This window comes from Fodinicurvata sp. EGI_FJ10296, from assembly GCF_040712075.1.
Lineage (GTDB): Bacteria > Pseudomonadota > Alphaproteobacteria > DSM-16000 > Inquilinaceae > JBFCVL01.
Genome location: NZ_JBFCVL010000001.1, coordinates 440,488 through 460,564, shown reverse-complemented (window position 1 = coordinate 460,564; position 20,077 = coordinate 440,488). Strand labels below are relative to the sequence as shown.

Genomic DNA, 20,077 nt, shown 5'->3' with positions numbered 1-20,077 from the left:
TGTATTCATGAAATTATCGCTGATACTGTGCGATTACGACATAGAAATTATCCCTCGTTGAAAGAAGCCGCACAGAGGTTATTATGGATTTACGATCAATAGCCGCTTCATTACTTTCCGCCAGTGTTCTCTCAGGATGCGCCGGAATGGCAACAACCCAAGAGAACGGCATAGAGCCCAGTTATACATTTCCCGTAACCAACAACTATACACCCTATACCGAATGTCTGGCGCAGCTCGCCGAGTTGCCGGGAGACAACGTGCCGACCTTTACAGTTGGAGAGATTCTGGACAAGACCGGTCAGCGCGACACCGAGAGCGACAGCATGGTGATGACCCAGGGTGTGACCGAAATGGTCATGAGCGCCCTGTGGCGAACCCGCAAAGTGCGCCTCGTCGAACGCTTCGATCTGCGCATCCCGCTCGCCGAACGCGAGATGGTGAACCAGGGGGTCATGCCCCGGACTTATCCTCAGGGGCCGACCGTCAGGCCTTCCAACTTCGTCGTGCTCGGGGCCCTGACAGAGCTCAACTACAACATCGTCAGCCAGGGCGCCGGACTTTACGTCGGCGGTGCCGGTCTGGGCGGACGCTCGGTGGTGATCAATGTCGGCCTCGACCTCCGGGTCGTGAACCCCGTCACCTTCGACGTCCCCTATGTGACCACCCTGCAGAAGCAGATTTCCGGATACGAAGTCGAAGCCAATGTCTTCCGCTTCTTCGGAGACCAGCTCGTCGAGTTCGATGCCGGTCGCATCGAAAACGAACCGCTTCAACTCGGCGTGCGGTCCGTCGTGGAGATGGCCACCCATCAGATCATGACGGACTTCCTCGGCCTCCCGTCCAGTCCCGAATGCGAACTGGCAGAGACCGAGTTCTTTGGGGAAACCCTTGACAGCAACCGTTCACCGGAGAGTTGAAAATGAGATTCGTAAGCAAACACGGCATTCTCGCAGGCGCTTCGGCCACCGCCATCGGTCTGGCGCTCGCCGCCGCACCTGCTTCCGCGTTCGATGAAGTGAACTGGGAGTGGAACGCTGAAGTCAACGAGGTCATTACCAAGACCATTGATGTCAACGCTGATTTCAACCCGTCAGGCATGGTGATGGTCGAAGACCTGCAGGTCTCCGTCGGCGATCATACCGCAACGTCGACAGTCACCGACGTCTTCAACAACCAGCCTGCCGGCAACGGCGACCTTGAAGGCGAGATCCAGTTCCTTGTCGACTATATCGACTCGGCAATGTACGAGGATCTCGGTCAGGACGGTTCGACGATCGACAGCGAAGTCACCTTGGAGGTGGTTGAGGATGGCGTCGTGTTCCGCAACGGCACCAACACCGTGAGTTTCGGATGTTCCGAAGGCGGAGACGGCTCCAGCGCGGACACCTGCACGGGATCGGGCGACCTGGAATTCACGGTCGACCTGTCACAGTTCGACGTCGGTGACGTGATCGCGCTGGACCCGCTCGATGCAACGACCGAACTGCCGGAAGTCGTCAGCACGGCCACTGCCGTCGCCAACAACACGGCCATTCAGTCCGACGCGTCGGTCCAGTTGCACGAAGGGCAGTTCTCCTTCGGCGACGGCAACGGCTCGAGCGCCGACGGCGATTGGGACGAACTGTGGGCGGATGTCGACGACGATGTCAACGGCGACGATGACGACAGAAATTCCAATCTGGTTGCCGCCAACACTCTGGGATCAGCCGCGATTCTTGGCCTGCTGGATAGCGCCGACATCGACGCGGATTCCACGGTCAACAACATCCACAACGCCAGTGTGGACAGCTCGGCCACGGCCGTCTCCAACAACCTCACCGTCGAGGTCGAAGGCCAGGGTGCCGATCGTCTGCTGATCGGCGATGCCGTCCAGTTCAGCTTCGCCGATACCACCGCCACATCGGATGTCAGCGAAATCTATCTGAACAACTACGAGAACCTCGGCGCGATCGACGGACCGATCGTCAACTCCGCCGCGACAGCGGTCGGCAACAACAAGTCGATCACGGTCAGCGCCGGCGACGTCTTCGATGGCGACGTCGACGTCGAATAATACCGGATCCACCATTCGATGAGCGGCTTCGTCGGATGGGGGAGGCCTGCGGGGTGGGTAAAACCGCCCCGCACGGCCCATCGGTTCATCCGGCGGTCACTGGCTCCAGCTTCAAGCCGCATCAAGGGAGCACAAGCATGAAACGTATCTTCCTCATCCCGGCGACCTTCTGCGCGTTGGCCGCAATAACCATTGCAACGGAAAGCCAGGACAGGGCGGGACCCTTGTCGGTTCAGACGGCCGAAGCACAACTGATGGGCAAGACGCCCTATGGTGCGAGGCAACGGAACCGCAGTCTGGCGGCGCAATTTCAACACGCCGACCGTCAGAACGAGGACGGACAGGCCGCACTCGAACAGTATGTGGAGAATCACACCTATAACAGTTCGTCGACATCCGTCGGGAACCTCAGCGAGATCAATCAGATTCTGTCCGAAGGATCGTCCGGAACGGTAGACCAGGGGACCGATCAGACCAGCGAGGGTGATCAGGGTTCCAGCGGCAGCACGGACGTCGCGATCGACAGTGAGACCTCCTCCACCGGCAGCGAAGACGGTCAGGATACCACCAACGGCGACGATACACAGGAGTGACCGAACGGACCGCTTTCCGTGTCCGATCCGACCCCCATCACACCAATGCCGGCACTGCATTGCCGGCAACCTCGGGTTTATCCTTGCGTCATCGACGTGTCGGGCTACGGTATCGGCGCCTATCGCAACATTCGTGGTCGCGCCGATGCCTGCCCCATACCCCACCGCTCCCGATAACGGCTCCTCAGGTCGCGAAGCGGCCCGTTCGCTTGAGCGTCTGCGTCCCCGGCTGCGCGAACTGTTCGCCGCCGAACCGGCCCTTTGGCCGGTTTTCGACGCCAGGCTCGATCGTCATTTCGACCGCCTGTTCCGCACGCTGCGGGCGCTGTATCAGGACCGATACGATTTCTTCTGGCACCTGGAACAGATTACCGCCACGGCGGCTCGGCAAATGCTTGCCCGATCGCCCGATCTGCGCGCCACCGATGCCACGGCCGAAGCCGACTTCCGGTGGCTACGATCCCATAAAGAGGTCGGCGCCGTCTGCTATGTCGATCTTTGGGCTGGAACGTTGCCGGACATACCGGCACGGCTGGATCATCTGCGCGCGCTCGGCGTGACCTATCTGCATCTGATGCCGCTGCTGAAGACCCGGCAACCACCGAACGACGGTGGCTACGCCGTATCAGATTATCGACAGGTCGAGCCCCGGTTCGGCACGATGGCCGATCTCGAGGCGCTGGCGACGACGCTTCGGGCGGAAGGCATACGGCTGTGCCTGGATCTGGTTTTCAACCACACCGCCGACGATCATCATTGGGCCCAGGCGGCCGCGGCCGGGGACGACGAGAAGTGCGACTATTACCTGACATTTCCCGACCGCACGCTGCCGGACCGCTACCAGCCGCATCTGCGCGAAATCTTTCCCGACCGGGGGTCTGAAAACTTCCTCTGGGTCTCGTCGCTGAACCGATATGTCTGGTCGACCTTTTATCCGTTCCAGTGGGACCTCAATTTCGCCAACCCCGCCCTCTTCCGGCAGATGCTGGAGGAAATGCTGTTCCTCGCCAATCGGGGGATCTCGATCCTGCGCCTCGACGCCGTGCCTTTCGTCTGGAAGGAGATCGGCACGCCCTGCGAGAACCTGCCGCAAGCCCATCTCGTCGTGCAGGCGTTGAACGCTGCGGTGCAGCTGGCGGCACCGGCACTGACATTCAAGTCCGAGGCGATCGTTCATCCAGACGACGTCGTGTCCTATGTTTCGCCCGGCGAAGCCCAACTCAGCTATAATCCGTTGCTGATGGTGCTGCTGTGGGAGGCGCTCGCCACGCGCGACACCAGCCTGATGCGCCACAGCCTGACCAAGCGGTTCGATCTGCCCGACGGCACCGGCTGGGTGAACTATATCCGGTGCCACGACGATATCGGTTGGGGTTTCGCCGACGAGGACTGCCGTGAAATCGGCATCGCGCCCGACGATCATCGCCGGTTCCTGAACGCCTTCTATACCGGCCGCTTTCCGGGCAGCTTCGCCCGCGGTCTGCCGTTTCAGGACAATCCGCGCACCGGTGACTGCCGGATCTGCGGTATGACGGCGAGCCTCGCCGGACTCGAAGCCGCGACCGACGAGGGCGACGAGCAGGCAGTGGCGCTCGCGATCCGCCGCATCATCCTGATGCATGGCCTTGTGATGACGCTCGGTGGCATTCCGCTGATCTATCTGTGCGACGAGATTGCGATGCCCAACGACTACAGCTACCGGCGCGATCCGGACAAGGCAGCGGATGCCCGCTGGGTCCACCGGCCCGCTATGGACTGGTCGGCGCCCGCCCTCTCCGGATCCGATCTTCATGAACCGGGTTCACAAGTGTTCGAGGCGCTCAAGGCCCTGACCGCCTTGCGGCGACGCCATGACGCGTTCGATCAGGGGCCGATCACGATTCTGCCCCTCGACAACAAGCACCTGTTCGGCGCCCTCAAATCGGGCAGCGAAGGACCGGTCGTTGTGATCGCGAATTTTAGCGAGCACCCTCAGCCGCTCGATGATTGGGGCGTGCCAGGCGTGCTGGGAACGGACACGCTGGACGACCTGTGGACAGGCCGATCCCGGCACTTCGCGCCCGGACTGATGCTCGACGCCTATGCCTTTCACTGCTTTGCACCCGGCAGTCAGCCGTGACCACGCATCGTCAGCGGTCGTGTCGTTTCAGCATGACATAAATCGCCCCGGTCCCGCCGTGCCGGGGCTGTGCCGAGTGGAACCCGATGATTCTCTGCCGCAACGGCGCGTCATTCAGCCAGCGCGGCACCATCGTCTGCAGCAAGCCACGACGTGGCGCATGCGGTTCGCGCGATGGATCATCCTGAATCCGCGAGAATCGGCCTTTGCCCGTAATGACCAGAACGGTCCGGTGTCCGCCTGCATGGGCTCGTATGATGAAGTCGATCAGGGCGCTGTGGGCTTCGTCGCGGCCCATGCCGTGCAGATCGATCCGTGCCCCGATGGCCGCGCGGCCTTTGCGGACACGGTCTGACTGCCGGCGATCGACCCCTGGCGTGGTGCCGTGGGTCAAGTCCGCCGGACCCGCAGGAACATCCTTCCTTGCCGGGGTGACCCCCTTCTGCGCGAGGATCTTGTCCATGGCCGTCATTCCCGGTGCTGCCTTTTCCCGCTGAGATTCCGGTGAACCCGGCGGTTCCGGCGGCGCCTCGACCGGCATCGGCGACAGGTCCGCCTCCATCGCCGAGCGGGGCGGTGGTTTGAGGGGCCTGACGTCGCGCGTGACGGTTCGCCACAGCTCACGGTCGTCTGGTGATGGGTCGCGACGTCGTTTCAACAGAGGCCATTCGGTTCGAGACAGCGTTTGCGGCAGCCCAGGCTACCGCAGTGCACCGAAGAAGGCGTCTCGCCCGTCTGTTGTCAAGTCCCGCACCGACAGGCCTGCTGCCCGGCCGCCGGCGTCGGGGAGTCTGTGTCCCGGAATTCGGGATCGGGACCAGGCGTTCAGGATGGCGAGGGCGTGTCGACGACAATGATATGGAGACGCCGGGGTCCGTGAGCCCCCATCTGCAGCTTCTGCTCGATATCGCCGGTCCGCGACGGACCCGTGATGAAGTTGACCGATCGCGGCACCGCACCGGCCGCCCGCATCCGATCCCAGCCATCTTCATAGCCGGCGACGATCCGGTCGCGGGCAACAATGGCGATATGAGTGTCGGGCAGAAAGTTCAGCGTCGTCGGCCGTCCTGGACCGGACAGCATCATCAGCGTGCCGGTTTCGGCGATGGCCGCGAAGCAACCCGTCACACCCACGGCGTCGGTTTCTTCGCCGCGGCCGCGCTCGACCGTCAGGGTCGTGTCCTGCCAGCCGGCAGCGTCCAGGTCCGGGTCCGGCGCAACCTTGACCGTCGCCGGCAGATTCAGGCTGGACAAGTACCCGGCCACTTCCGCGGCAACATCGCCCCAATGCGCCACATGGTGAACAGTCGCCGCGGCTTCGGTCGCCTGGACTTCGAACAAACGCATCAGGCCTGCCTGATCGAGATCCGTGCGTCCGGGCTGCAACCCACGAGGATGGCGGGCGAGGCGCGCATCAATCGCCGCCCGGGCCGCACTGTCCAGCGGGCCGCGCAGATGCGACCGCCGGATGCCGGCCATTATCTGGGCCCTGGCCGACGCCGACGATTCTCTGGCCTTCTCGCTCATTTCCCGTCCCCCGCCGTGCCCCGATTCCGGCGCCGGGCATAGAGTTGCTGGAACGTCCCGTCTCCGGCTGGTACCGGCAGGTCGCGATAGGCTGTCCAGCCGCCGGCGAGCGGCATCCAACGCCACGAGCCCCGACGGCGGCCGATCATATGGCCGCCACGGACCGCAAGACCGGTCAACCAGTTGTATAGCCGCGGCCGCGTCGCGACCCAGCTCCAGACGCCCAGTCCGAACCGCTGGCGCGGCGGCGTCAGTCCGCGATCGTACTCCTCGATCCGCCACGAATGCATGATCTTGGGCAGCGGGATCTTCATAGGGCAGACCTCCTCGCACTTGCCGCAGAAAGTCGAGGCATTCGGCAGATCACGCGCTTCCTCTACGCCGAGAATGCCGGGGGTCAACGCGGCGCCGATGGGACCGGGGACGACCCAGCCATAAGCATGGCCGCCAATAGCGCCGTAAACCGGGCAGTGATTCATGCAGGCGCCGCAGCGGATGCAGCGCAGCGCCTCGGCGGCTTCTGTGCCCAGCAGGTCCGACCGGCCGTTGTCCACGATCACAACGTGGAATTCGTCCGGCCCATCGAGATCGTCGGGGCGCCGGGGGCCGGTGGAATAGGTCGTATAGACCGAGTATTCCTGTCCGGTCGCCGAACGGGCGAGCAATCGCAGGATCGCAGCAGAGTCTTCGAGAGTCGGGACGATCTTTTCGATCGACGCCACGACGATATGAACCCGGGGCAGGTTCTGAGTCAGATCGCCGTTGCCTTCGTTGGTGACGATCACCGTCGAGCCCGTTTCGGCAATCAGGAAATTCGCGCCGGTTATGCCGACATCGGCGTTGACGAATTGCTGGCGCAGCACGGTCCGCGCTTCATCGGTCAGATCTCGCGGCTCGTCCAGCGGCCGGTCGGCCGACAGATGCTTGTGGCTCCGCCGGAAGGTATCGGAGACCTGCTCCTTGCTCAGGTGTATCGCCGGTGCGATGATGTGCGATGGGGCTTCGTGCCTGAGCTGGATGATGTATTCGCCGAGATCGGTTTCCACCGGCGTCATGCCGTGCTTCTCCAGATACTCGTTCAGGCCAATCTCCTCGGCGATCATCGACTTGCCCTTGGTCGCCACCCTGGCGCCGGTGTCGCGGCAGATCCCGAGAATGGCTTCGCAGGCTTCCTGCGGCGTCCGCGCCCAATGCACATGACCGCCGTCCCTGGTCACATTGTCTTCGAAACGTTCGAGGTAATAATCCAGATTGGCGAGCACATCGTCCTTGATTGCCTTGCCCTGATCGCGCAGTGCTTCGAATTCCGGCAACTTCGCGATTGTCGCGGCCCGCTTGTCCTGAAAGCCTGCCTTCATGTTCCCCAGCGCCTTGCGAAGATGCTCGTCGGCGAGGGCCGTCTTGACGTTGTCCTTGAAGGTGTGGCTGGTCGACTGCATGGCTATCGCCCTCCCGCTCGTGTTCCGGCGCGATCGCCGACCGCCCTGCCGATTGGCGGGGCCTCGCCAACGGCGCCTGCGAGGACTTCGGCGACATGGCGCACCTGAACCATCGAGCCGTCGCGGTTGAGCTTACCGGCGATATTCATCAGGCAACCCAGATCACCCGCCAGAACGGTGTCCGCCCCGGTACCAGTGATGGCATTCGCTTTTTCCGTCACCATGTCGCCGGAGATGCCGGGGTATTTGACGCAGAAGGTTCCGCCAAATCCGCAGCAGGTCTCCGCCCCGGGCAGATCGACCAGTTCCGCGCCAGCGACCGATTCCAGCAACTGACGCGGCTGTGCTTTCACGCCGAGTTCGCGCAGGCCCGAACAGCTGTCGTGATAGGCAATGCGGCCCTGATAGTCGACGGGATCGACCGACTTCATGTCCATGACATCGACCAGAAACGCGGTCAATTCGTATGTCCGCTCTCCCAACGCATGGGCCCGGGCCTCCCACCGCGAATCCTTGCGCAGCGCCTGGGGATAATGTCGGCGGATCATGCCGGCACACGATCCGGACGGTACGACCACATAATCATAGGGCTCGAACGCAGCGATCACCGATTTCGCCATCGCAGCCGTCGTCGCCACATCGCCGCTGTTCCAGGCCGGCTGTCCACAGCATGTCTGGGCGCCCGGCACCGCCACCCGGCATCCGGCCTGTTGCAGCAGATCAATGGCGGCAAACCCGACGCTGGGTCGGAAAAGGTCCACCAGACAGGTTACGAAGAGAGCGACACTGGGGCGAACTTTTTCCGCAGTTGCGTCCTGTTCTGCCGCGTCCTGTCCGGCCGATGACGGCGAGACGTGCGATGATGAAGAGGCATTGGCGTTGTCGGTCATCCGCTGTCCTGTCAGTTGTCCACGGCACCGTCCGACTTGCCGGTATTGGCCGACCGACAGGCGTCGGTGACGCGCCGGGCGACATGAATCACGGCGCGGCAGTCCCAGCCGGAAGCCGTCGACACAGTAGGGACGGTGCCAATGGTAATACCAGTACGGTATTACCAGTACGCGGCGGAATGCGAAAGATATCCCTCGAACGAAATTGCCCCAGAAAGCGCTGAAGAGTGCACCACGCAAAAAAGCGCGGCTACAGCGTTGCCGCTGCCCGCGCTTTGGGTCGTTTCAGGTCCGGGGTCGTCACGACTGCCGTCATCCTGTGCCGGCAAGTCTGGAATCGGCACTAACCCTTGTGGCTGTCTTCCCGGTTTCCGGGTTGCGTATCGTCGTCGGCGATGTCGCCGCTTTCTTCGTCTCCGTCTTCTTCATCCGGTGTGTCGGTCTGTACCAGAAGCCAGTTCGGATCGTCGCTGTTGGTGTTACGCGCGAAGGTCCACAAATCCACCACTTCGCTGGAAACGGCCGGATCGCCATCGATCACCTCGCCATCGCTGTCGCGGGTCACGTTGATCTGATCGGTGACATAGCGAATGGTGACGTAGGCCATGTTGCCTTCGAGCCGCGCGTCGAATATGTCCACGCTCTTGACCAGCTCTATGCGGGTCTCAAGCGTCTGGTCATTGGCCAGCCGGTCTCGAATCGCCTCGGCGAAATCGTCATACAGGTCATCGGCCAGAAGCGGCCGCAGCGCGGCGGTGTCGCCGTTGGCAAAGGCATCGACGATCATGCCGAACGCCATTTCGGCACCGCTGACGAACTCCGCCTCGTCAAAGGCGGCATCCGCGATCTTGATCTGCGTGATTCCCCGGGCAGCCTGATCGCTTGCCATTTCGACCTGGGCCGACGCATCCTTGCGATCGGACAAACGAACGACGTTATCCTCGTCCGCAACCGGCGCCACCGGCTTTTCAGCCCGCGGATTCTGCCGCTCACCCTGATGGCCCGTCCGCCGGCCGAGAACGTTGCGCAGCCTGAATACCAGGAACGCCGCAATCATACCGAAGATGATTATGTCGATTAAGTACAGACCTTCACCCATATCCTCGCCGTACTCCGGCCGCTGCGCAAATACGATGGCGCCAGACGCCATGTCGTTCCCATTCCCCGCTGCCCAGATACGCCGCCACGCGATCGCCTATCAGGCGATCGACGGCGTATTCAATTCAGCGATCTGACCGGCTTCAGCCCCGGAATAAGGTCCGTGCCGACACCGAATGCGCCGGGATGGCGAAAAACTTCATCCATCCAAACCCGTTCCGCCCGTGGCCAAACCAGCCAACACAGGGCTATAGTCCGATCATACCGGCCGACGAACTCTCACCCGGGACGGACCCAACCTTGCTGCCCAGCCCCGCTGCAGGAAACGATGTCCCGCCAAGCGCCGACCATAGCTATTGCATCCTTATCCAGAAATAGGGCCTCATCCCGGAAACGGCAAGGAAAACTCATGCCGCTGCTTTTGATCGCTCTGATCCTCGTTCCGCTCACCGAGATCGCTGTCTTCATTCAGGTGGGGGGGCTGATCGGCCTGGCGCCCACATTGCTGACCGTGGTCCTGACCGCTGTGATCGGGGCTGTCCTGCTCCGCCGTCAGGGACTCCACACTGTACAGGAAGCACAGGCCAAGCTTAACCGTCAAGAACCACCGATTCGTGAGCTTTTCGACGGCCTGTGCCTGTTTGCCGCTGGTGCCTTTCTGCTGACGCCCGGCTTTATCACGGACTTCGTCGGCTTCTTGCTGCTGGTCCCGCCCGTCAGACTGCAGATTGCGCGGCTGCTCTGGCAGCGCCTGATCAACCGTGCCGAGCGCCGGGGGCATCCCCGCCCACCCGGCGCCGGACGACCGGGAGGCAGTGCGGCCGACGGTCCCCAGGGTCGCCCCGGAGGCGGCCCCGGGGGCGGCGGATCCGAAGGGCCGGTCATCGATGCCGATTTCGAGGAAATCCGCCCGGGCGGCAACACTCCCGATTCCGGATCAAACAACGATCCGGGCGACGACGGTAACATGCCGCCGCGCAACGAATCCCGATGGGGGCGCGGCGAATCGGACCGGTGACACCGGCAACGCCGTCGCCATGTCGCACATTCGGTTGCACACAGCGCGACGGAATGTGGCCGCGCTTGAGGCGGGTGCCGGATCGTGCTAGCCAACGCCAGAGGATTTCCACTGGCTGAATCGAAAAGGGTATCTCATGGCTGACGAGACGCAGGACCAGGCATCGTCCGCTGGGCAAGCGGTCGGAGCAGACGGCGACGCTGCAGCGGGCGCCAATGCCGGCGGACAGCGGCAGGGTCCGCCGCCGATCCAGGTTCTGGCGCAATACGTAAAGGATCTTTCCTTCGAAAATCCTAACGCGCCCCAGACGCTCATGGGCGGATCGCCATCGCCGCAAATTCAGGTGAACGTCGACGTCCGCACCAACAAGCTGACGGAAGAGCGATACGAGGTCATTCTGAACCTGAAGGCCGACGCCAAGATTCAGGAAAAGCAGGCCTTTCTTGTCGAGCTGTCCTATGCGGCGCTCGTCGGATTGAACGAAGTTCCCAAGGAGCACACGGCACCGGCCCTGTTGGTCGAAGTCCCGCGGCTGCTGTTCCCGTTCGCCCGCTCGGTCATCGCTGAGGCCACGCGCAATGGCGGCTATCCGCCGATGCTCGTCCAGCCGATCGATTTCGCGGCCTTGTTCCGCCGCCAGATGGAAGCACTACGCCAGCGCCAGCAGGCCGGTGCCGATGCGGCCACGCCGTCCGCTTCGGGAACGACGACACAGAACTGACCACCGCGGGCGATCACGTCGCCCGATCCAATCGACCGCGATGACGCCATTGCCCCAACCCCCGGCTGCGCCGGGGGTTGGGGCTGGTTTTGGCGGCGGCTAGTCGGCCGATACGGCCCGCCATAGCGGGTCTTTCAATGTATCGATGAATGCCTCGTGACGGGCGATTTCCTCGGCGGTCGGTTCGTGTCGTCTTGGCGGGCGCGGTGCGGCATGCCGGCGATAGGCCGCAACCTCTCCACCCCTTGAACCGTCCCGGGATGACGACGGGCCCGATTGTGTCAGCGTCAGTCCCGGCTGCCGGCCCCCGCGAAGTTCGAGATACACTTCAGCCAGCAATTCCGAATCCAGCAGCGCGCCGTGCAGCGTCCTGTTGGCATTGTCGATACCGTAGCGACGGCACAGCGCGTCCAGGGTCGCTTGGGCCCCGGGATAGCGTTTGCGGGCGATCGCCAGCGTATCGATCACGACCTCCGGCCGGATGGGCCGATGCCCGACCCTCTTCAGTTCCATATTCAGAAAACCGATATCGAAATCGGCGTTGTGAATCACGAGATTGGCATCGGCGATGAAATCCAGGAAATCCGATGCCACCTGGGCGAAGGTCGGTTGGCCGGACAGGAAATCGTCGCCAAGACCATGAACGGCGAACGCCTCTTCGGACATCGGGCGCTCGGGATTGATGTAGACGTGATAGGTCCGTCCGGTGGGCACGAGATTGAGCAGCTCGACACCGCCGATCTCGACCAGACGGTCCCCTTTATGAGGATCGAGTCCGGTCGTTTCCGTATCCATCACGATTTCCCGCATCGCTGGTCCTTTCACTGATCGTGTGGAATGGGATGACTGCAGCGCGATGATCTAAGCCAGATCGAACACGGCGCCGTCGACGATCGCGGCCACGCCCGCGGCGGCCATGCCGGCCGGCGGCCGGCCATGCCGCCTTCAGCCGCGTCCGCTCTGGCTGCCCTCACGATTGCGGCCAAATGTCGCCACGTCTCGATGCGGCCAAGCCCGGTTGGCACCACACGATCCGCCAGACGCCGCTTCTCCGGGTCGGGCATCTGCCGGGCCAGGACCTTTTCCAGCCGCGAGCAGGTCATTCCCGGCCGCGCCAAGACCCGTATCCGCTGGATGAAAGCCGGGGCAGATACGACCACCACGCTATCGACGCGATCCTGTTGTCCCGTCTCGAGCAGCAACGGAATATCGAGCGCCGTCACGGCTCGGCCATGTCGCGCCTGAATGGCCAGAAACCGATTGGACTCCTCTGCCACCAGTGGATGCAGAATGGCTTCCAGCCGCTTCAGTGCCGCCGCGTCTTCGAACACGATTGCGCCCAGCCGCCGCCGGTCGATCGCACCATCCCGGACAACGTCTCCGAACGCCGCATCAATGGGCCCGACAGCGCCGCCCCCGGGGGCCATGGCCCGGTGGACAGCGGCATCGCTGTCATGGACCGGCACACCCATCCGACGCAGCATCGTAGCGGCCGTGGTCTTGCCCATGCCGATCGATCCGGTCAGTCCCAGTACGATCAACGCGGGCCGTCCTTCCCGCGATCTTGGCCCCCGCGATCTTGGCCAAGGACAAAGGCCTCCAGTGCGTCATCGACCGTCGGCTTCACACCAAACCATGCCTCGAATCCCGGTACGGCCTGGTGCAAAAGCATACCGATACCGGTCACGATCGGATTGCCCCGGGCACCCGCCTGGCTCAGCAGATCCGTCATCAGCGGCGCGTAGACGATATCGCAAACAACGGTATCCGATGCCAGTGTGTCGAGGGGTAGGTGCAGCGGCGGCTGGCCCTCCATGCCAAGAACCGTCGTGTTTATCAGGATGCCTGCCCGGCTCAACGGTCCTTCAGGGCGCGCAACCGACTCGAAGTCGTGAACGGTCGTGCTGGCCGAACCCGGCGCGGCGTCGGCAATCAGCGCCGCCACTGCTTCGGCCTTCGCCCGTGTCCGGTTGACGATCACGATAGTCCCCATACCGGCCTGCGCCAGCGCGACCCCGACAGCGCGAGCCGCGCCCCCGGCGCCCAGAATGACAGCCGGCCTGTCCCCGCGGTCGTCGGGGGTCCATTCCGGCAATTTCTGACGGAGATTTTCCATGAAACCATGACCGTCGGTGTTGTCGCCGTGCAGCCGACCGTCTGGCATCACCGTCACCGTATTCACGGCGCCGAGCCGCGCGACCGTCTCGGTGGCGGTGTCGAGATAGCGTACCGCGGCTTCCTTGTGGGGCACGGTGACGTTGCACCCTCGAAAGCCCAGCGCCGGGAGCCCCGCCAAAGCCGCCGACAGCCGGTCCGGCGCAACGGCCATGGGCAGATAGGCACCGTCGATGCCATAGCGGGCCAGCCAGTAGCCATGCAATCGCGGCGAGCGCGAATGACCGATAGGCCACCCGATAACCCCGGCCAATCGTGTGACCTCAGTCATCAGTCCTCCAGAATGCGTTGAGCCCGCAGGAACGACAGCAGGGGCAACAGCGGCAGCCCCAGTACCGTAAAATAATCGCCCTCGACCCTGCTGAACAGCTGCGCGCCCTCCCCCTCCAGCTGGTATCCGCCGACGGTGGAGAGAATGTCGTCGCCGATCCGCGCGATATAGGCGTCAAGGAAAGTGTCCGAAAATGGCCTTACCGTCAGGGTGACGCGATCGGTTTCATGCCAGAGCCGCGCGCCGTCGCGCACAGCGACGACGCTGGCGATCAGCGTGTGGGTCCGCCCCCGCAGCGACTGCAATTGGGCGCGGGCATGATCGATGTCGGGCGGCTTGTCCATCCATACGCCGTTGCCGGCGTCCAGCATCTGATCCGCGCCGACGACCAGCCTTCCCGGATGCCGTTGCGAAACCCGGGTCGCCTTGACTTCGGCCAGCGCCTCCGCCGTATCGCCGACCGAAGCGCCTTCCGCCCGCATGGCGGCCTTGATTTCACCCTCGTCGACCGCGGCGGCATCGACGATGAAATCGACACCGGCGCCGCGCAGCAGCCGGGCACGGGTGGCGCTGCCGGAGGCCAGAACAACAGGACTCATACCTCATACCCTCGTCTTGGTCATTGCGCTTTGCCCGTGGCGGCGAACTGAGCCGCCTGGTTTTCGCTCCCGCCGGCCTGCGCCCGCCGGGACAGCAGGATCATGATTTCAGCTGCGGTTTCCTCGATAGCGCGACGGCTGACATCGATCACCGGCCAGCCCTGACGGCTGAATGTCCGCCGGGCCTCTATGACTTCTTCGCGCACCGTCTCCGGATCGATATAGCTGTTGGGCGTGCCCTGGTTCAGCGCAAGCAGGCGGCTTTTGCGAATCTGGACCAGACTGTCTGGATCCTTGGTCAGTCCGACGATCAACGGACGATGCACCTCGGCCAGATGGGGTGTTAGCGGGACGCCCGGGACGAAGGGCACATTTGCCGCTTTGACCCCACGGTTTGCCAGATACATGCAGGTCGGTGTCTTCGACGTTCGCGAGACACCGACGAGGATGACATCGGCATCGTGCAGGTCGCCGGTCAACTGGCCGTCGTCGTGGGCAAGGGCGAATTCCATTGCGGCCATTCGATCGAAGTAGGCGTCGTTCAGTGTGTGCTGACGCCCCGGCCGCCGGTCGCCGCGCATGCCCAGAAAGACCGCCAGACCCTCCATAACCGGGTCGAGTACGGAGATACAGGGCAAGTTCAACTGCGCGCATTCGTCATGAAGGCGATGGCAGAGACGATCATCGACCAGCGTATAGATCACAAGACCGGGGTTCGCACGGACATCTTCCAGGATCAGGTCGAGTTGCCGGCCAGTCCGGACCATGTTCCAGAAATGCTCGACCGGGTGGACTCGGTCGAACTGGGCCAGACACGCGCGCGCCACGCTCTGAATCGTCTCTCCGGTCGCGTCGGAGACCAGATGAACATGGAAAATCCGGCCGTCTTCTGTCTCTTCGATGGGCGCCATCATAATACGATCCTGCTCCCTTTGGTCGTCGCGCCTTGGCCTGCCGGTTGCCGGCGGTCATCTGCGATTCGTCGGCAGAACGGGCTCGCCGGTCCTGCAAAGTCTGTTGATAACTGATGGATAGCCGGTGCGCCATGTTCCAGGTGTTTTTCCATCCCCATTTCCGGCAACCGTCTACAGCGGTTGCGCAGCAAGCAGTCCCCATGAGGGCGAATTTTCGGGGCCCGTCGGGGGAAGTCGGCGGCCATTCGGATTATTCACAGCTTTATCCCCAGAGTGTGGGTAACTCCGGCGCCGATTCGCGCGGCAAAATTTCACGAGTCGCCAAATTCGTCCCCATGGCATTGAAATCGGCCCTCTTGCCTGTGGGCAACCTTGTGGACAATTTCAGTCGCGGCGGGAATTCATGTTATCCACAGCCATCCACCACCACTACCACCACCTAATTAAAAACCTAACTTTAAGATGCAGTTCCCGGCCTTATATGGGATAAGCCCGCAGGCCGATCTGCCGGGGCCATTTTCGAGCGGCTCGATGGTCCGGAGCGCGTCTGCAACACCTCCGACGGGGACCATCCCCGAGAAGACCCGGCACCGACCCAGTAACGACGATGAGTGGAACGATGGGCAACACCATGGACGAGCCACATTCAGGCGCGACCCGAGCAGGTTTCGACGAGCAATCGGCGGCAGAGACCGCGAGAGCGTCGAAAAGGCTGCTGAGAGTGCTGGACGGCAAAGCAGTCGACCGGCCCCCGTTCTGGTTCATGCGTCAAGCCGGCCGTTACCTGCCTGAATACCGAAAGGTCCGTGAGCAAGCCGGCAGCTTTCTGGATCTTTGTTACGATCCGCAAAAAGCCTGCGAAGTCACGCTCCAGCCGTTGCGGCGCTACGGGATGGATGCGGCAATTCTCTTTTCCGACATCCTGGTCATCCCCCACGCATTGGGCCAGGATGTTACCTTCGTGACAGGTGAAGGACCCAAACTTGCACCGGTAAGATCGGCGGCAGACCTGGCCTTGCTTTCGGGCGATCGGATCGAGACACACCTGGCGCCGGTATTCGAGACCATCGATCGTGTTGCCGGCAATCTGCCCGTGGAAACGGCCTTGATCGGTTTCGCGGGTGCGCCCTGGACAGTCGCGACCTACATGGTCGAAGGCGGCAGTTCGAAGGATTTCGCAACGATCAAGGCATGGTCATATCGAGATCCTGAGGCCATGAACGCCCTCATGGATCTTCTTGTCGACGCAACCGCGCGCTACTTGTGCCGCCAGATTGATGCTGGCGCCCATGTCATTCAGCTTTTCGATACCTGGGCCGGCGCGCTATCTGAAGAAGGTCTGGAACAATGGGTCATCGAGCCGACAAGAAGGCTGGTCCAGCGCCTTCACGCCCATCGTGCCGACATCCCGGTCATCGGCTTTCCAAGACAGATTGGTGCGCAACTGGCCAACTATGTCGAACGTACTGGTGTGTCGGCCGTATCGCTGGATACCGGTGTCGATCTCGACACAGCATCAGCGCTGCAGCGAAGCACGATCATTCAGGGAAACCTCGACCCCGTGCTTCTGACCGTAGGCGGAGACCCGATGCTGCAAGCCGCGAGACGACGGCTGGCGCAACTCGGCCATGGCGGTTACATCTTCAATCTCGGGCACGGAATCACCCCGGCCGCGTCGCCCGATGCGGTTGAAGCCTTAAGTGCATTGATCCGGGAATGGCCATCACGCTAGAAGGTCGACCGGAGACCTGTCGGACATTGCCATACCGAAAGCGGATCCATGACAGATTACTATTCCTGGGTGTTAGTCCTGCATGTGCTATCGCTCATTGCGTGGATGGCCGGCATGTTCTATCTGCCGCGGCTCTACGTTTATCATGCCGATGCCAAGCAGGGGTCGGAACTTTCCGAGACGTTCAAGATCATGGAACGCCGATTGCTTCGCGGTATTATCAATCCGGCGATGATCGCGACCTGGCTATTCGGTCTTTGGTTGTTGGCGTTGCAGCCGGGATGGCTGGAGCAAGGCTGGCTGCACCTGAAGCTGGCTGCCGTCGTCGCGTTGACGGTGATGCATGTATTCTTTGCTCGGTGGCGCAAGGATTTCGAGGGCGACCGAAATGCCCGGCCGGCCCGGTTCTATCGGATTGCCAACGAAGTTCCGACCGTCCTGCTGATTATCATCGTCATATCGGTGATCGTGAAGCCGTTCTGACCGGTTTCCCTGATTATCGCTGTTGCTAATTCCCGGCCGCATCCTCATTCGGCCGCTTCGCGGCGGCGAAGATCGCCTTCCATGAGTCGTGAGGCATCGATCAGCTGAGTCATCCGCAAGGTATCGCCGGTTTCCTTGTCGGGATGATAAATCTGGCTCAGCATCCGGAAACGGGCTTTAACGATCCTCCGGTTGAGCCGCATGCCCGGCGGCAGACCCAGAACATACCGGGCATCGGAGACGGTTCTGACGCCGTCGGGTAGCGGATCGAAGGTCATCAACGATACAAGCGCGCGCATTTCCTCGGCATGCTCACGTGCATCGTCAATTTCGCTACGGCCCCGTGCACGATCCCGGACGGGATCGGTTGTATCGTCGTTATCCGCCGATCCGGTGCTGTCGGATTCTGACAACGCCCGTTCACCGGCATCCAGCGCCAGCAGCAATGCGAGAGCTCGGCGAATGTAGACGTCTGATAATCCGTCCTTGAGCCGAAGTTGAAGCCGCGGCTTGCGGCGGAGAACCCGTCCGGCGCGCGGCCCCGATTTGAGCAGGATGACATCGCGGTCATCGGGTCCGGCGTCTCCGGGATCGGGAACCGAATCCGGATCGAGATGTTCATGCAGAACGAGGACCGCAGTTACGAGATCACTTGCAGTGACGGCCTTGCGCACCGCCAAAGCTAGGACGGCGTCGCGGAAACCGGCGCTGCAGGTAACGATGTAGGATTTCATGCGGTCCTTCTGATTCACTGTCTTTGGACGTTTCGGCGGGATGATACAGTATCGGCCCCGGAACGACAGAGATGCCTTTCTTGCCCATTCCTGTCGCCTGATAGGGAAAAAATCTCTGCCAGGATCGAAAAAGTTTCAGGAGGTCATGGTGATCATTTGACTTGCAACGCAGGTTCGGTTACCCATCTGAAAGGCGGGAGTCGAAGTCCGACGATACGGACTGACTCTCGTTCATCTCCACCTCCGATATCGGTCCGGGTCTGTAATCGTCCTTACGGGACGTTCCCTCCTCCGCCTTCGGCTGTCTTTTCAGGCATCTTCCACTTCACCTGACGTCCGCACACAGTCGTCGTGCGATTGCCGTCACTCCCGTTACGGGCTCATCAATGCATCTACAAGACCTCAAGGATAAATCTCCGGCGGATCTTCTGGCATATGCCGAAGAGTTGGAGATCGAGAACGCGAGCAACCTGCGCAAGCAGGACATGATGTTTGCGATCCTGAAACAGTTGGCCGAGAACGATATTGCGATCTTCGGCTCGGGCGTTCTGGAAGTCCTCCCGGACGGCTTTGGATTTCTACGGTCGCCGGAAGCCAACTATCTTCCGGGTCCCGACGATATCTATGTTTCGCCCAATCAGGTACGGCGTTTCGCTCTGCGAACCGGCGATACCGTCGAAGGGCAGATCCGGTCGCCCAAGGATGGCGAACGGTATTTCGCGCTGGTCAAGGTCAACCAGATCAACTTCGAGGATCCGGACCGGGTCCGGCATCGGATCAACTTCGATAATCTTACGCCCCTGTATCCGGAAACCCGACTTCGGATGGAGGTCGAAAATCCGACATCCAAGGATCTGACCGCGAGGATCATGGAGTTGGTGGCACCGATCGGCAAGGGACAGCGGGCCCTGATCGTCGCGCCACCCCGGACCGGCAAGACGATGATGCTGCAGACGGTGGCGAATTCCATCGCGGCCAATCATCCCGAAGCGTATCTCATCGTACTTCTGATCGATGAGCGGCCCGAGGAAGTGACGGATATGGACCGGTCGGTGAAGGGTGAGGTGATTTCTTCGACCTTCGACGAGCCAGCGGCGCGCCATGTCCAGGTCGCCGAGATGGTCATCGAAAAGGCGAAGCGGCTGGTCGAACACAAGAAGGATGTCGTGATTCTTCTTGATTCGATCACCCGGCTCGCTCGTGCCTATAACACGGTCGTCCCGTCGTCCGGCAAGGTTCTCACGGGCGGCGTCGATGCGAACGCACTTCAGCGGCCGAAACGGTTCTTCGGTGCTGCTCGCAATATCGAGGAAGGCGGCAGTCTGTCGATCATTGCGACGGCGCTTGTCGAGACCGGCAGCCGCATGGATGAAGTGATTTTCGAAGAGTTCAAGGGCACCGGCAACTCCGAACTCATCCTCGATCGGAAGATCGCCGACCGGAGGATATTCCCGGCGATCGATATAACGCGGTCGGGAACGCGAAAGGAAGAGCTGTTGGTATCCAAAGGCGAACTGTCGAAGATGTGGGTCCTGCGCCGCATCCTTCAGCCAATGGGGCCGAACGATGCGATGGAGTTCCTTCTCGACAAGCTCCGACATACCAAGAACAACGCCGACTTCTTCGAGAGTATGAACCAGTAGCGTCTATGTTGGCCGGCGCCGTTTCACGTGAAACGGCGCGCCGGCAATCGGCTCGACGGTTTATC

The 20,077-nt window shown here is 62.0% G+C and carries 20 protein-coding genes; 9 read left to right on the top strand and 11 right to left on the bottom strand.

Features of this window, described 5'->3' with window-relative positions:
* Nucleotides 1-146 precede the first annotated feature (146 nt).
* The 4 genes from ABZ728_RS02090 (at nucleotide 147) to ABZ728_RS02075 (ending at nucleotide 4,768) form a co-directional block, all read left to right on the top strand.
* Nucleotides 147-920: a CsgG/HfaB family protein gene (locus tag ABZ728_RS02090; protein ID WP_366653969.1), complete on the top strand. Its 774-nt coding sequence runs from the start codon at nucleotides 147-149 to the stop codon at nucleotides 918-920.
* 2 nt (nucleotides 921-922) lie between these two features.
* The gene (locus tag ABZ728_RS02085) at nucleotides 923-2,056 is read left to right on the top strand and encodes a hypothetical protein (RefSeq protein ID WP_366653967.1); all 1,134 of its coding nucleotides are present in this window, start codon (nucleotides 923-925) and stop codon (nucleotides 2,054-2,056) included.
* A gap of 137 nt (nucleotides 2,057-2,193) precedes the next feature.
* A complete protein-coding gene (locus ABZ728_RS02080; protein ID WP_366653966.1) occupies nucleotides 2,194-2,649 on the top strand; it encodes a hypothetical protein in 456 nt (151 codons plus the stop codon).
* A 145-nt stretch (nucleotides 2,650-2,794) separates the two neighbouring features.
* A complete protein-coding gene (locus ABZ728_RS02075) occupies nucleotides 2,795-4,768 on the top strand; it encodes an alpha-amylase family protein (RefSeq protein WP_366653965.1) in 1,974 nt (657 codons plus the stop codon).
* A gap of 10 nt (nucleotides 4,769-4,778) precedes the next feature.
* Here ABZ728_RS02075 and ABZ728_RS02070 read toward each other — a convergent pair whose 3' ends face one another.
* The 5 genes from ABZ728_RS02070 to ABZ728_RS02050 form a co-directional block, all read right to left on the bottom strand.
* Nucleotides 4,779-5,426: a Smr/MutS family protein gene (locus ABZ728_RS02070; RefSeq protein WP_366653964.1), complete on the bottom strand. Its 648-nt coding sequence runs from the start codon at nucleotides 5,424-5,426 to the stop codon at nucleotides 4,779-4,781.
* A gap of 167 nt (nucleotides 5,427-5,593) precedes the next feature.
* Nucleotides 5,594-6,295, bottom strand: coding sequence for a lactate utilization protein (locus ABZ728_RS02065; RefSeq protein WP_366653963.1), 702 nt, complete (start codon nucleotides 6,293-6,295; stop codon nucleotides 5,594-5,596).
* Nucleotides 6,292-7,734: a LutB/LldF family L-lactate oxidation iron-sulfur protein gene (locus ABZ728_RS02060; RefSeq protein WP_366653962.1), complete on the bottom strand. Its 1,443-nt coding sequence runs from the start codon at nucleotides 7,732-7,734 to the stop codon at nucleotides 6,292-6,294. The genes ABZ728_RS02065 and ABZ728_RS02060 overlap by 4 nt, the downstream gene beginning before the upstream one ends.
* Nucleotides 7,735-7,736: 2 nt before the next feature.
* A complete protein-coding gene (locus tag ABZ728_RS02055; protein ID WP_366653961.1) occupies nucleotides 7,737-8,624 on the bottom strand; it encodes a (Fe-S)-binding protein in 888 nt (295 codons plus the stop codon).
* 343 nt (nucleotides 8,625-8,967) lie between these two features.
* Nucleotides 8,968-9,774, bottom strand: coding sequence for a Tim44/TimA family putative adaptor protein (locus ABZ728_RS02050; protein WP_366653960.1), 807 nt, complete (start codon nucleotides 9,772-9,774; stop codon nucleotides 8,968-8,970).
* Nucleotides 9,775-10,131: 357 nt separating this feature from the next.
* Between ABZ728_RS02050 and ABZ728_RS02045 the strand changes: the two genes are divergently transcribed.
* Nucleotides 10,132-10,740 carry an FxsA family protein gene (locus ABZ728_RS02045; protein WP_366653958.1) on the top strand — a complete coding sequence of 203 codons (609 nt, stop codon included), beginning with the start codon at nucleotides 10,132-10,134 and terminating at the stop codon, nucleotides 10,738-10,740.
* 136 nt (nucleotides 10,741-10,876) lie between these two features.
* Entirely contained in the window at nucleotides 10,877-11,461 is a 585-nt protein-coding gene (gene secB / locus ABZ728_RS02040) for a protein-export chaperone SecB (protein ID WP_366653956.1), read from the top strand.
* A gap of 99 nt (nucleotides 11,462-11,560) precedes the next feature.
* Here secB and dnaQ read toward each other — a convergent pair whose 3' ends face one another.
* From dnaQ to ABZ728_RS02015, 5 genes are read right to left on the bottom strand one after another with little or no spacing between them, the layout of a single operon-like run.
* Nucleotides 11,561-12,271, bottom strand: coding sequence for a DNA polymerase III subunit epsilon (gene dnaQ, locus ABZ728_RS02035; protein ID WP_366653954.1), 711 nt, complete (start codon nucleotides 12,269-12,271; stop codon nucleotides 11,561-11,563).
* Between the two features lie 11 nt (nucleotides 12,272-12,282).
* Entirely contained in the window at nucleotides 12,283-13,002 is a 720-nt protein-coding gene (gene coaE, locus ABZ728_RS02030; RefSeq protein ID WP_366653953.1) for a dephospho-CoA kinase, read from the bottom strand.
* Nucleotides 12,999-13,910: a shikimate dehydrogenase gene (locus ABZ728_RS02025; RefSeq protein ID WP_366654344.1), complete on the bottom strand. Its 912-nt coding sequence runs from the start codon at nucleotides 13,908-13,910 to the stop codon at nucleotides 12,999-13,001. The genes coaE and ABZ728_RS02025 overlap by 4 nt, the downstream gene beginning before the upstream one ends.
* Entirely contained in the window at nucleotides 13,907-14,506 is a 600-nt protein-coding gene (locus ABZ728_RS02020; RefSeq protein WP_366653951.1) for a Maf family protein, read from the bottom strand. Before ABZ728_RS02020 ends, ABZ728_RS02025 begins: the two co-directional genes overlap by 4 nt.
* Nucleotides 14,507-14,526: 20 nt before the next feature.
* Nucleotides 14,527-15,420 (bottom strand): pyruvate, water dikinase regulatory protein, encoded by an 894-nt coding sequence (locus ABZ728_RS02015; RefSeq protein WP_366653950.1) that lies wholly within the window; start codon nucleotides 15,418-15,420, stop codon nucleotides 14,527-14,529.
* Nucleotides 15,421-16,039: 619 nt separating this feature from the next.
* On the opposite strand from ABZ728_RS02015, the gene hemE reads away from it, so the two are divergent.
* Together hemE and hemJ are read left to right on the top strand one after the other, a co-directional pair.
* Complete coding sequence (gene hemE / locus ABZ728_RS02010) at nucleotides 16,040-17,152, top strand: uroporphyrinogen decarboxylase (protein ID WP_366653949.1); 1,113 nt, start codon at nucleotides 16,040-16,042, stop codon at nucleotides 17,150-17,152.
* Between the two features lie 48 nt (nucleotides 17,153-17,200).
* A complete protein-coding gene (hemJ, locus tag ABZ728_RS02005) occupies nucleotides 17,201-17,635 on the top strand; it encodes a protoporphyrinogen oxidase HemJ (RefSeq protein ID WP_366653948.1) in 435 nt (144 codons plus the stop codon).
* A gap of 44 nt (nucleotides 17,636-17,679) precedes the next feature.
* On the opposite strand, the gene ABZ728_RS02000 is transcribed toward hemJ, so the two are convergent.
* Nucleotides 17,680-18,369, bottom strand: coding sequence for a J domain-containing protein (locus tag ABZ728_RS02000; RefSeq protein ID WP_366653947.1), 690 nt, complete (start codon nucleotides 18,367-18,369; stop codon nucleotides 17,680-17,682).
* Nucleotides 18,370-18,755: 386 nt separating this feature from the next.
* Between ABZ728_RS02000 and rho the strand changes: the two genes are divergently transcribed.
* The gene (rho, locus tag ABZ728_RS01995) at nucleotides 18,756-20,012 is read left to right on the top strand and encodes a transcription termination factor Rho (protein ID WP_366653946.1); all 1,257 of its coding nucleotides are present in this window, start codon (nucleotides 18,756-18,758) and stop codon (nucleotides 20,010-20,012) included.
* Nucleotides 20,013-20,077: the final 65 nt, after the last annotated feature.